Below are 11903 nucleotides of genomic sequence, written 5' to 3' on the forward strand. Positions count from 1 at the left end.
AGGTCCCATTTACGAACCACTGCCAGAGTGAATCGAACATGAGCGCCAACGTCGACCTGAACATACGTCCCGACTACGACAAGGTCCTGCAGGACATTGCCGATTACGTTCTCAATTTCAAGATCGAGTCCAAAGAGGCGCTGGACACCGCCCGCAATTGCCTGATGGACACCCTCGGTTGCGGCCTGCTGGCCCTGCGCTTTCCCGAATGCACCAAACACCTGGGCCCTATCGTTGAAGGCACGGTCGTGCCCTTTGGCGCACGTGTTCCCGGTACCCATTTTCGTCTCGACCCGGTAAAAGCGGCGTGGGATATCGGCTGTATCGTTCGCTGGCTCGATTACAACGACACCTGGCTGGCTGCCGAGTGGGGCCATCCGTCCGATAACCTCGGCGGGATCCTCGCGGTTGCCGACCACCTGTCGCAAAAACGCGTGGCCAATGGCGATGCGCCGCTGACCATGCGAGCGGTGCTGGACGCGATGATCATGGCCCACGAGATTCAGGGTGTGATTGCCCTGGAGAACTCCTTCAACCGGGTTGGGCTGGACCACGTGCTGCTGGTCAAAGTCGCCTCGACGGCGGTGACTGCGAAACTGATGGGCGCCAATCGCGAGCAATTGTTGGCGGCGCTGTCCCATGCGTTTGTCGACGGCCAGGCATTGCGCACTTACCGTCACGCGCCGAACGCCGGTTCGCGCAAGTCCTGGGCCGCGGGCGACGCCTCCAGTCGTGGCGTGCGATTGGCGGACATCGCCATGCGTGGCGAGATGGGCATTCCGGGTGTATTGACCGCGCCGCAATGGGGTTTCTACGACGTGCTGTTCAGCCACACCAACAAGGACCTGGCGCTCAAGCCCGCCGATAAACGTACGTTCAGCCTCTCGCAGCAGTACGGCACCTACGTGATGGAAAACGTGCTGTTCAAGATCAGTTTCCCGGCCGAGTTCCACGCGCAAACCGCCTGCGAAGCGGCAGTGACCCTGCACCCGCAGGTGCGCGATCGTCTGGGTGAAATCGACAAGATCGTTATCACCACTCACGAGTCGGCGATTCGTATCATTTCCAAGGTCGGCCAACTGGCCAATGCCGCGGACCGCGACCACTGCATCCAGTACATGACCGCCGTGCCGCTGGCCTTCGGCACTCTGGTGGCTGAACAGTACGAAGACGAGTTTCACGCGGCGCACCCGATCATCGACGAGTTGCGCGAGAAGATGGTCATTGTCGAAGAGCCGCGCTACACCCGCGAATATCTGGAGGCCGACAAGCGGTCTATTGCCAACGCCTTGCAAGTGTTCTTCAAGGACGGCTCAAGTACCGGACAAGTGGTGGTCGAATACCCGATTGGTCATCGTCGTCGCCGCGCCGAGGGCATTCCCTTGCTGGAGGACAAGTTCAAGGCCAATCTGGCGACGCGCTTCACTGCGCAACGGTCGGCGCAGATCTTTTCCTTGTGCAAGGATCAGGCGAGCCTTGAGGCCACGTCGGTTAACCGTTTTGTCGATTTGTGGGTGATCTAGCCAGACCGCGTTATCGTTCATCGTGAGCAGGCTCACTCCCACATTATTTCTTCGTCGTACACAAGTAACGTGTTCACTGAAGATCAAATGTGGGAGCGAGCCTGCTCGCGATGGCGGTAGGCCTGGCAGCAAGGAGCTACTTGAACCGCCGCTCGACGCCTTTTTCCACCAGAATCTTCGCCGAAATCTCTTCCACGGAAAAATGCGTGGAGTTGATGTGCGCGATGTTCTCGCGGCGGAACAGGTTTTCGACTTCACGCACTTCGAACTCGCACTGGGCGTAGCTCGAGTAGCGGCTATTGGGCTTGCGTTCATTGCGGATCGCGGTGAGGCGGTCCGGATCGATGGTCAGGCCAAACAGCTTGTGCTTATGGGCACGCAATACCGCTGGCAGTTGCAGGCGCTCCATGTCGTCTTCGGTCAGCGGGTAGTTGGCCGCGCGAATACCGAATTGCATGGCCATGTACAGGCAGGTCGGGGTTTTGCCGCAGCGTGACACGCCGACCAGGATCAGGTCGGCCGTGTCGTAATAGTGGGTGCGGGCGCCGTCGTCGTTGTCGAGGGCGAAGTTCACCGCCTCGATACGCTCCATGTAATTGGAGTTGTGGCCAATGGAGTGGGACTTGCCGACCGAATACGACGAGTGTTCGCTCAACTCCTGCTCGAGCGGCGCGAGGAAGGTCGAGAAAATGTCGATCATGAAACCATTGGAGGTCGCGAGGATCTCACGAATATCCTGGTTGACGATCGTGTCGAAGATGATCGGACGAAATCCGTCCTTTTCGGCGGCCATATTGATTTGTTGTACCATGGCCCGCGCTTTGTCCACGTTGTCGATGTACGGTCGTATGATTTTGCTGAAGGTAATGTTTTCGAACTGCGCCAACAGACTTTGACCCAGGGTTTCGGCTGTAATGCCCGTGCCATCGGAGATAAAGAAAGCAGATCGTTTCATTTGCGCCTTGGGCCTTAAGCTGGTGACGATTCTTGGATATGATAGGCGCGGTTTGTCGGCCTGGATTGGCCCGCATTCTCACTTATTTTCCAGGTCCAGGCCATATTGCTGGCAAATGCTCCTGATGAGCTGCCGGCGCCCTGAGCTTTTCCAACACAGTTAGTGGAGAGATCACCTTGGTAGAGTACGTAGTTTCCCTCGATAAGCTCGGCGTCCATGATGTGGAGCATGTGGGGGGCAAGAACGCATCCCTCGGCGAGATGATCAGTAATCTTGCGGGTGCCGGTGTCTCGGTCCCGGGTGGCTTCGCCACGACGGCTCAGGCTTATCGTGATTTTCTCGAATTAAGTGGTTTGAACGACCAGATCCACGCAGCCCTCGATGCGCTGGACGTCGACGACGTGAACGCCCTGGCGAAAACCGGTGCGCAAATCCGTCAATGGATCATGGAGGCCGAGTTCCCGGAGAAGCTCAACACCGAAATCCGCACCGCGTTCGCCACGCTGTCGGCCGGCAACCCGGACATGGCTGTGGCCGTGCGCTCCTCGGCAACAGCCGAAGACTTGCCGGACGCGTCCTTCGCCGGTCAACAGGAAACCTTCCTGAACATCCGCGGCGTTGAAAACGTCATTCGTGCTGCCAAGGAAGTGTTTGCTTCCCTGTTCAACGACCGTGCCATTTCCTACCGCGTGCACCAAGGCTTCGACCACAAGCTGGTGGCCCTGTCGGCTGGCGTGCAGCGCATGGTCCGTTCGGAAACCGGCACTGCCGGCGTGATGTTCACCCTGGACACCGAATCCGGCTTCCGTGACGTGGTGTTTATCACCGGCGCCTATGGCCTGGGCGAAACCGTCGTACAAGGCGCGGTGAACCCGGATGAGTTCTATGTCCACAAAGGCACGCTGGCAGCCGGTCGTCCGGCGATCCTGCGCCGCAACCTGGGCAGCAAAGCCATCAAGATGATCTACGGCGACGAGGCCAAGGCCGGTCGTTCGGTCAAGACTGTCGATGTCGACAAGGCCGAGCGTGCACGTTTCTGCCTGACCGATGCTGAAGTCAGCGAACTGGCCAAGCAGGCGATGATCATCGAGAAGCACTACAAGTGCCCGATGGACATCGAATGGGCCAAAGACGGCGACGACGGCAAGCTGTACATCGTTCAGGCTCGCCCTGAAACCGTGAAAAGCCGTACCCACGCCAACGTCATGGAACGTTACCTGCTGAAAGAAACCGGCACCGTGCTGGTGGAAGGTCGCGCCATCGGCCAGCGCATCGGCGCCGGTAAAGTCCGCATCATCAAAGACGTTTCCGAGATGGACAAAGTCCAGCCGGGCGACGTTCTGGTTTCCGACATGACCGACCCGGACTGGGAACCGGTCATGAAGCGCGCCAGCGCCATCGTCACCAACCGTGGCGGCCGTACCTGCCACGCGGCGATCATTGCGCGTGAGCTGGGGATCCCGGCAGTCGTGGGTTGCGGTAATGCCACCGAGCTGTTGAAAGACGGCCAGGGCGTGACCGTTTCCTGCGCTGAAGGCGACACCGGTTTCATCTTCGAAGGCGAGTTGGGCTTCGACATCAAGAAAAACTCCGTTGACGCCATGCCGGAACTGCCGTTCAAAATCATGATGAACGTCGGCAACCCGGATCGCGCCTTCGATTTCGCGCAGTTGCCGAACGCCGGTGTGGGCCTGGCCCGTCTGGAGTTCATCATCAACCGCATGATCGGCGTGCACCCTAAAGCACTGCTGAACTACGACGGCCTGCCGTTGGACATCAAGGAAAGCGTCGACAAGCGTATTGCCGGATACAACGATCCGGTCGGCTTCTACGTCGAGAAACTGGTTGAGGGTATCAGCACCCTGGCTGCCGCGTTCTGGCCGAAAAAGGTCATCGTGCGCCTGTCGGACTTCAAGTCCAACGAATACGCCAACCTGATCGGCGGCAAGCTCTACGAGCCGGAAGAAGAAAACCCGATGCTGGGCTTCCGTGGCGCTTCGCGCTACATCAGCGAGTCGTTCCGTGACTGCTTCGAACTCGAATGCCGTGCGCTGAAACGCGTGCGCAACGAGATGGGCCTGACCAACGTCGAAATCATGGTGCCGTTCGTCCGTACCCTGGGCGAAGCCAGCCAGGTTGTGGAGCTGTTGGCCGAAAACGGCCTGGCCCGTGGCGAAAACGGTCTGCGCGTCATCATGATGTGCGAACTGCCGTCCAACGCGATCCTTGCTGAAGAGTTCCTCGAATTCTTCGACGGTTTCTCCATCGGCTCCAACGACCTGACCCAGCTGACCCTGGGCCTGGACCGTGACTCCGGGATCATCGCGCATCTGTTCGACGAGCGTAATCCTGCGGTCAAGAAGCTGCTGTCCAACGCGATTCAGGCCTGCAACAAGGCTGGCAAATACATCGGTATTTGCGGCCAGGGCCCTTCCGACCACCCAGACCTGGCCAAGTGGCTGATGGAACAGGGTATCGAAAGCGTTTCGTTGAACCCCGATTCCGTACTGGAAACCTGGTTCTTCCTGGCTGAAGGTCAGGCTGCGGTCTGATGTGTTGAGTGAAGGGGCTGATCGATGATTGGCCCCTTTAGGATTCGAGTAGGGCGGGCTCCGGTGGATGCCGCCCTTTTTTGTGCAAGAGCATTATGCAAAGCAGCAGTAACCTATTTCCTGTCGCCTTGATCAGCGCCGAGCGTCGCGGCGATCTGAGCGAGGACGTCTACCGTTTGAAACCCGGCAACAGCCCGGACGGCACTGTCGAGCTGGCGGTCACCCGCCTGGGCATGGCCGATGAGCCCACCGTGCGTGGCGTTCCGGTGATTTTGCTTCACGGCAGTTTTTCCAATCGGCGTTTCTGGTTTTCCCCCAAGGGCCTTGGTCTGGGCGCCTATCTGGCGCGCGCCGGCTTTGATGTGTGGATACCGGAAATGCGCGGTCACGGCTTGTCCCAGCGCAACCAGAACTATCGAAAAAACCGCGTTGCCGACTATGCCCGTTACGATTTGCCAGCGATTGCTGCATTCGTTCGTGAGCAAAGCGGTCAGGTTCCGCACTGGATTGGTCATTCACTGGGTGGCATCACCCTGGCCGCAGCGCTGGGTGGTCAGTACCTGGGTGAACCTGCCGTGGCCTCTGCGGCATTTTTTGGTACGCAGGTCAGTCGCACTTATTGGCCGCTGAAAATTCCCCCGGTGGAGTGGAGCGGGCGGTTTATCCTGAAGCGTTTCGCGCAAATTTCCGGTTCTCGTCTAAAGCGCGGTCCAGAGGACGAGCCCATAGGCCTGGCTCTGGAAGGCATGCGCTGGTACGGCTTGTTCGGGCGCTTTGGCGATGCCGAGAAAGACTGGTGGGCCGGGCTGGCGGAGGTTCAGGTGCCGGTCTTGGGCGTCAGCGCGACCAGCGATCATCAGGACCCGGATTGGGCGTGTCGCAAGCTGTTCGATCAGATCGGTTCCGAGCACAAACAGTTCATCTGCCTGGGGCGCGAGCAGGGTTTTTCGGACAATTTCGGGCATGTTGAAATGCTCGTCAGCAAAGCCGCACAGGCCGAAGTCTGGCCGTTGGTGCAGCGCTGGCTGACAGACCCGCAGGCGCCGTTGCTGGCGGGCAAGCCGGATGTGGCGACAGCTGTCTGAGTACGAATGCTCTGACAAGAGCGTTTCGCTCTGATCAGCGAACGGCTAACATATGACGCATTGAGCTGTTCTGGTCACAAACGGTTGTTGAGTCGACCTTATGTTCGTACCTCTTGAGCGTCTGATCAATCTGAATGAAGGTTATCGGCGGACGTTCCAGGTTGAAGGGCGTAGCCTGCTGTTGTTGGTGCTGGATAATCAGCCGTTGTTGCTGATAGACAGCTGCCCACATCAAGGCTCGCCGCTAGGCAGCGCGACATTGTCGGGAAATATCCTGCGTTGTCAGCGCCACGGTATCGAGTTTCAGTTGCCCAGCGGCGTGCCGGTACAGGCACAGTGTCCTAGCTTGAGTATGCTGAAGGTGGCTTACGAGGGGGATCGCATCGGAATAGATGTTTAAATTCTTTGCTGGTACTCGTTTCGGTGCCGTAATCCCTGCGATTTTCGACAGCCCACGATCGTGTTCTTTCTCTCTTACAGGAGTTTCTCGATGAACCATTACCTCACTCCCGACCTGTGTGATGCCTACCCGGAACTGGTGCAGGTGCTGGAGCCGATGTTCAGCAATTTTGGTGGCCGTGACTCCTTCGGCGGCGAAATCGTTACCATCAAGTGCTTCGAAGACAACTCACGGGTCAAGGAGCAGGCCGAGCTCAAAGGGAATGGCAAGGTGCTGGTGGTCGATGGCGGTGGTTCGCTGCGTCGCGCCTTGCTGGGCGACATGATCGCCGAGAAAGCCGCGAAAAACGGTTGGGAAGGGCTGGTTATCTACGGCTGCATCCGTGATGTCGACGTTATTGCGCAAACCGACCTGGGCGTGCAGGCGCTGGCCAGTCACCCGATGAAAACCGACAGGCGTGGCCTCGGCGACCTCAACGTTGCGGTAACCTTTGCCGGCGTGACTTTCCGTCCGGGTGAATACATCTACGCGGACAATAACGGCGTGATCGTCTCGCCAAGTCCGTTGAAAATGCCAGAATAAACAGCTGATTCAAACCAGGGGTGAGGATGTTCGAGGAAGAAAACGCGCAGTGGGGGCTGGTGCATGCCCTGGTGCTGGATGGTAAAGGTGGTGCGCGTTGGCTTGCCCGGACTGAACTGGATGACCTGCAACTGCAACCTCATGAAAGCCTTTGGCTGCACTGGGATCGTAGTCACCCGCAAACTCAGACCTGGTTGCGTAAATCCAGCGGTCTGAGCGAGTTCAGCTGTGACCTGCTGCTCGAAGAGAACACCCGGCCGCGCCTGTTGGCGCTGCCGGACTCCGAGTTGTTGCTGTTTTTGCGCGGAATCAACCTCAACCCGGGTGCCGAGCCTGAAGACATGGTGTCGGTGCGCATCTTCGCCTCTGCTCAGCGGGTCATTTCCCTGCGTTTACGCCCGTTACGCGCCACCGATGAGTTGCTGGTGCAACTGAACGAGGGCAAGGGGCCGAAAACCACCTCCGAACTGGTCCTTTATCTGGCTCAGTACCTCACCCATAAGGTGCAGGATCTGGTCAGCGATCTCTCCGAAATCGTCGATGACGAAGAAGAAAAGCTGGATGCCGACGAACGGTATACTCCGGAGCATGGCGCCATTGTGCAGATCCGTCGGCGAGCGGCCGGACTGAAGCGCTTCCTTGCTCCGCAGCGGGATATCTTCGGCCAACTGACGAGGATAAAACTGCCATGGTTTGTCGACGATGACGGCGACTACTGGAACGAATTGAACAACAGCCTGACGCGTTACCTGGAAGAGCTGGAATTGACCCGGGAGCGCGTGGGGCTGGTGCTTGAGACTGAAGACCGGCGTTTGAACGTGCACATGAATCGCATCATGTACCGCTTCGGGATCATCACCGGGATCTTTTTGCCGATGAGTTTTCTGACCGGTTTGCTCGGAATAAACGTCGGCGGAATTCCTTTTTCCGGGAACCCTTATGGCTTCGTGATTGCCTGCCTGATGATGGTGACGGTAGGGGTGGGGCAGTGGTGGTTGTTCCGGCGTTTGCGCTGGGTATGAGGGAGAGCCATGTGACCCGAGGAATTTTGATCGCGTCTTTCACAGATATCACGAGAGGTGCGTATGCACGATCCGTTTGAACAGTCCTTGCGCGACATGCTCAAGGCATCACCGTCCACCCGTGACGACGATGCCTGTCTGGGGCGTGTGCTGAAAACCGCCAACCGCCAGGTTGGTGCCGGTGATCTGTTCAGTCTGCTGGGCCGCTGGCTGCCCGCGCTGATGATCGCCCTAAATAACGGATCGGCCCATGTCATGCCGGTTTCCCGTCATAAACCTGCTGCCCGCACTGCTGATAAGGCTGATTGAATATGGAACTTGATCTCTGGACTCAGAGCCTCGTCACTGCAATGACTGCGTTGTGGACCAAGGTAGCGAACTTCATTCCGAACCTGTTCGGCGCACTGGTAGTGCTTCTGCTGGGTTTTGTCGTGGCCAAGCTGCTCGACACCCTGCTCTCGAAATTGCTCGCAAAACTGGGTCTGGATCGCTTGATGGGCGGTACCGGCTTGACCAAGCTGCTGTCCCGCGCAGGGCTGCAGGTGCCGATTTCTACATTGATCGGCAAGATCGTTTATTGGTTCGTTTTGCTGATTTTTCTGGTTTCTGCTGCAGAATCCCTTGGCTTGGAGCGAGTTTCGGCTACGCTCGACATGCTGGCACTGTATTTACCGAAAGTATTTGGTGCCGCGCTGGTGTTGCTGGTGGGCGTATTGCTCGCACAATTGGCCAACGGGCTGGTGCGTGGCGCCGCAGAAGGTGTAGGGCTGGATTACGCATCGGGCCTTGGACGTATCGCTCAGGGCCTGGTGATCATCATCAGTATTTCGGTCGCGATCAGTCAGCTTGAGGTCAAAACAGACCTGCTGAACCATGTAATCGTGATTGTCTTGATTACCGTTGGTCTGGCAGTTGCCTTGGCCATGGGGTTGGGAAGCCGGGAAATCGCCGGTCAGATTCTTGCTGGAATCTATGTGCGTGAGTTGTATCAGGTTGGGCAACAAGTGCGTGTTGGTGAGGTCGAAGGTCAGATCGAAGAGATCGGCACGGTTAAAACTACATTGCTGACCGATGAGGGTGAGCTAGTCTCACTTTCCAATCGGATCCTCCTGGAACAGCATGTTAGTAGCCGCTAACCCGGCAAACCCTGCTAATGTATGCCGCCGCAAAATGCCCGATACGATGGGCTGCGGCGGACATTGACCTGACTGTCGGCCCGACTTGTTTTGAATAAAGCCCAATCGCTATCCATGCGCTACGACCCCCGCGAGCTCTCTGATGAGGAGTTGGTCGCGCGCTCGCACACGGAGCTGTTTCACGTGACGCGCGCCTACGAAGAGCTGATGCGGCGTTATCAGAGAACATTATTTAACGTTTGTGCACGGTATCTTGGGAACGATCGTGACGCAGATGATGTCTGTCAGGAAGTGATGTTGAAGGTGTTGTACGGTCTGAAGAACTTCGAGGGTAAATCGAAGTTCAAAACGTGGCTCTACAGCATCACATACAACGAATGCATCACACAGTATCGGAAGGAACGGCGTAAGCGTCGCTTGATGGACGCTTTGAGTCTGGACCCCCTTGAGGAAGCGTCTGAAGAGAAGGCGCCGAAACCTGAGGAAAAGGGTGGACTTGATCGCTGGTTAGTGTATGTGAACCCGATTGACCGAGAAATTCTAGTGCTACGATTTGTCGCAGAGTTGGAGTTTCAGGAGATCGCGGACATCATGCACATGGGTTTGAGTGCAACGAAAATGCGGTACAAACGCGCTCTTGACAAATTGCGTGAGAAATTTGCAGGCATCGCTGAGGCTTAGTTCAGCGCAAATACTTCTTACGTGTAGGCAAGTTCTGATAGACTTGCCGCCGAGTTGTCCCCCGGTTTGCGGGACTGCTTTACAATCACCAGATGGGGATTTAACGGATGAAACTGAAAAACACCTTGGGCTTGGCCATTGGTTCTCTTATTGCCGCTACTTCGTTCGGCGCTCTGGCACAAGGCCAAGGCGCGGTCGAAGGGGAAGCATTCTGGGGCAAAACCTGGAACCACAGCGTCGATTCCTACGAGAACGGCCGCACTCCTGGCGTCTCGATCGGCTACTTCCTGACCGATGACGTGTCTGTGAACGCGACCTATCGCAAAGACGAATACACCCGTTCGGACACCGATACTGGCAACCAGCGGATCAAAGGCGATCACTTCGGTCTGAAATCCCAGTACCACTTCGGTACCGTAGGCGACGCTATCCGTCCTTACGTTGAAGGCGGTGTATCTCACGGCAGCATGACCAACGTCGCTGCTGACGGTCACACTGGTCGTGACAAGTCCACCTACCTGACCACTGGTGCTGGCGCCAAGTGGTACATGACCGACAACCTGTACGCTCGTGCTGGCGTTGAAGCCGACTACAAGCTGGACAGCGGTCGTTGGGACTACCAGGCTCTGATCGGCCTGGGCGTTAACTTCGGCGGCACTGGCGGTAAAGTTGCTCCAGCTCCAGTAGCTCCGGCACCGGCTCCAGAGCCAGTTGCAGAAGCTCCAGTTGCTGAAGTTGTTCGCGTTCAACTGGACGTGAAATTCGACTTCAACAAGGCTGTTGTCAAGCCAAACAGCTACGGCGACGTGAAGAACCTGGCTGACTTCATGAAGCAGTACCCGAACACCACCACCGTAGTTGAAGGTCACACCGACAACGTCGGTCCTGACGCTTACAACCAGAAGCTGTCCCAGCGTCGTGCTGACGCTGTTAAGCAAGTCCTGGTCAAAGATGGCGTTGAAGCTAACCGCGTTCACTCGGTTGGTTATGGCAAGTCCCGCCCAATTGCTGACAACAGCACTGAAGCTGGCCGCGCTGCAAACCGTCGCGTAGAAGCGCAGGTTGAAGCTACCGCTAAGTAATTAGCCTGGTAGTTCGGAAAAGCCCGGCTTAGGCCGGGCTTTTCTTTGTCTGCGATTTAGCTTTTTGGAAGAATCGTCCAAACGCGGTCCGAGCCTTCAAGGGCACTTATGCGAGGTTAGCGTTCCAGAACTCTTCTCTGGAAGCTGTTGCAGGCTGCGATCTTTTAACATTGTCACTGGCAGCCACCGCACCGATCACCAGGATCGCCGGGCTTTTCAGTTGGAAGTTGTGGGCATCTTCCTGCATCGCTGTCAGGTTGCTCCGGCATTCGCGCTGGTGGGGCAGTGAAGCATTTTCAATCATCGCCACGGGCGTATCTGCCGCCATCCCACCGGCAAGCAATTGCTCGCCAATTGAGCTCAATTTCGCCACGCCCATGTAAATCACCAGCGTCGTACCACTTTGGGCCAAGGCTCGCCAATTAAGCTCGCTGTCGTCCTGAGTGTGCGCGGTGACCAGGGTTACGCCGCGGGCGACGCCGCGCAGGGTCAGCGAAATATCGCATTGCGTTGCGCCGGCCAGGCCTGCGGTGATGCCATTGACCAACTCCACTTCAATCTCGCGCTCGCGCAGCCACTGCGCTTCTTCGCCGCCGCGTCCGAAAATGCACGGATCGCCACCCTTGAGCCGTACCACGCACTTGCCTTGGCGGGCATAACGCAGCATCAAGCGATGAATGAACGCCTGTGGGGTAGAGCGACAGCCACCACGTTTGCCGACCGCAATGATTCGTGCCTGCGGGCAATGCACCAGCACCGCGTCGTTGACCAGGTCATCGATCAGCACCACATCGGCTTCGTTCAGCGCCCGTACAGCTTTGAGGGTCAGCAATTCAGGGTCACCCGGACCTGCACCCACCAACCAGACTTTTGCGCTCATGTTCT

At 57.4% G+C, this 11903-nt stretch carries 12 protein-coding genes; 10 read left to right on the forward strand and 2 right to left on the reverse strand.

Annotated features, from left to right (window positions below; translation table 11 throughout):
• Positions 1-38 precede the first annotated feature (38 nt).
• On the forward strand, positions 39-1523 hold the full coding sequence (gene prpD, locus AC1DHT_RS24940; protein WP_427540265.1) for a 2-methylcitrate dehydratase: 1485 nt from the start codon (positions 39-41) through the stop codon (positions 1521-1523).
• Between the two features lie 136 nt (positions 1524-1659).
• Here prpD and ppsR read toward each other — a convergent pair whose 3' ends face one another.
• A complete protein-coding gene (ppsR, locus tag AC1DHT_RS24945) occupies positions 1660-2478 on the reverse strand; it encodes a posphoenolpyruvate synthetase regulatory kinase/phosphorylase PpsR (RefSeq protein WP_427540262.1) in 819 nt (272 codons plus the stop codon).
• A gap of 176 nt (positions 2479-2654) precedes the next feature.
• Between ppsR and ppsA the strand changes: the two genes are divergently transcribed.
• The 9 genes from ppsA to AC1DHT_RS24990 all read left to right on the forward strand — a co-directional run bounded on the left by ppsA (position 2655) and on the right by AC1DHT_RS24990 (position 11018).
• Positions 2655-5030: a phosphoenolpyruvate synthase gene (ppsA, locus tag AC1DHT_RS24950; RefSeq protein WP_427540259.1), complete on the forward strand. Its 2376-nt coding sequence runs from the start codon at positions 2655-2657 to the stop codon at positions 5028-5030.
• 95 nt (positions 5031-5125) lie between these two features.
• Entirely contained in the window at positions 5126-6115 is a 990-nt protein-coding gene (locus tag AC1DHT_RS24955) for an alpha/beta fold hydrolase (protein ID WP_427540256.1), read from the forward strand.
• A gap of 100 nt (positions 6116-6215) precedes the next feature.
• Positions 6216-6515 carry a Rieske (2Fe-2S) protein gene (locus AC1DHT_RS24960; RefSeq protein WP_427540253.1) on the forward strand — a complete coding sequence of 100 codons (300 nt, stop codon included), beginning with the start codon at positions 6216-6218 and terminating at the stop codon, positions 6513-6515.
• A 90-nt stretch (positions 6516-6605) separates the two neighbouring features.
• Positions 6606-7097 carry a ribonuclease E activity regulator RraA gene (gene rraA, locus AC1DHT_RS24965; RefSeq protein ID WP_427540250.1) on the forward strand — a complete coding sequence of 164 codons (492 nt, stop codon included), beginning with the start codon at positions 6606-6608 and terminating at the stop codon, positions 7095-7097.
• A gap of 26 nt (positions 7098-7123) precedes the next feature.
• The gene (locus tag AC1DHT_RS24970; protein WP_427540247.1) at positions 7124-8119 is read left to right on the forward strand and encodes a zinc transporter ZntB; all 996 of its coding nucleotides are present in this window, start codon (positions 7124-7126) and stop codon (positions 8117-8119) included.
• 63 nt (positions 8120-8182) lie between these two features.
• Entirely contained in the window at positions 8183-8428 is a 246-nt protein-coding gene (locus AC1DHT_RS24975; RefSeq protein WP_054593251.1) for a hypothetical protein, read from the forward strand.
• 2 nt (positions 8429-8430) lie between these two features.
• The gene (locus AC1DHT_RS24980; RefSeq protein WP_008048604.1) at positions 8431-9255 is read left to right on the forward strand and encodes a mechanosensitive ion channel family protein; all 825 of its coding nucleotides are present in this window, start codon (positions 8431-8433) and stop codon (positions 9253-9255) included.
• Between the two features lie 90 nt (positions 9256-9345).
• A complete protein-coding gene (sigX, locus tag AC1DHT_RS24985; protein WP_427528225.1) occupies positions 9346-9936 on the forward strand; it encodes an RNA polymerase sigma factor SigX in 591 nt (196 codons plus the stop codon).
• 107 nt (positions 9937-10043) lie between these two features.
• Positions 10044-11018: an OmpA family protein gene (locus AC1DHT_RS24990; protein ID WP_054593249.1), complete on the forward strand. Its 975-nt coding sequence runs from the start codon at positions 10044-10046 to the stop codon at positions 11016-11018.
• Positions 11019-11124: 106 nt separating this feature from the next.
• Here the strand turns inward: AC1DHT_RS24990 and cobA are convergent, their stop codons facing one another.
• On the reverse strand, positions 11125-11898 hold the full coding sequence (cobA, locus tag AC1DHT_RS24995; protein WP_427546990.1) for a uroporphyrinogen-III C-methyltransferase: 774 nt from the start codon (positions 11896-11898) through the stop codon (positions 11125-11127).
• Positions 11899-11903: the final 5 nt, after the last annotated feature.

It is taken from the genome of Pseudomonas sp. 05N432, assembly GCF_056396945.1.

Coding starts and splice junctions, on each gene's coding strand:
- prpD (WP_427540265.1), top strand. CDS start 39: ATGAGCGCCAACGTCGACCTGAACATACGTCCCGACTACGACAAGGTC.
- ppsR (WP_427540262.1), bottom strand. CDS start 2,478: ATGAAACGATCTGCTTTCTTTATCTCCGATGGCACGGGCATTACAGCC.
- AC1DHT_RS24955 (WP_427540256.1), top strand. CDS start 5,126: ATGCAAAGCAGCAGTAACCTATTTCCTGTCGCCTTGATCAGCGCCGAG.
- AC1DHT_RS24960 (WP_427540253.1), top strand. CDS start 6,216: ATGTTCGTACCTCTTGAGCGTCTGATCAATCTGAATGAAGGTTATCGG.
- rraA (WP_427540250.1), top strand. CDS start 6,606: ATGAACCATTACCTCACTCCCGACCTGTGTGATGCCTACCCGGAACTG.
- AC1DHT_RS24970 (WP_427540247.1), top strand. CDS start 7,124: ATGTTCGAGGAAGAAAACGCGCAGTGGGGGCTGGTGCATGCCCTGGTG.
- AC1DHT_RS24975 (WP_054593251.1), top strand. CDS start 8,183: ATGCACGATCCGTTTGAACAGTCCTTGCGCGACATGCTCAAGGCATCA.
- AC1DHT_RS24980 (WP_008048604.1), top strand. CDS start 8,431: ATGGAACTTGATCTCTGGACTCAGAGCCTCGTCACTGCAATGACTGCG.
- AC1DHT_RS24990 (WP_054593249.1), top strand. CDS start 10,044: ATGAAACTGAAAAACACCTTGGGCTTGGCCATTGGTTCTCTTATTGCC.
- cobA (WP_427546990.1), bottom strand. CDS start 11,898: ATGAGCGCAAAAGTCTGGTTGGTGGGTGCAGGTCCGGGTGACCCTGAA.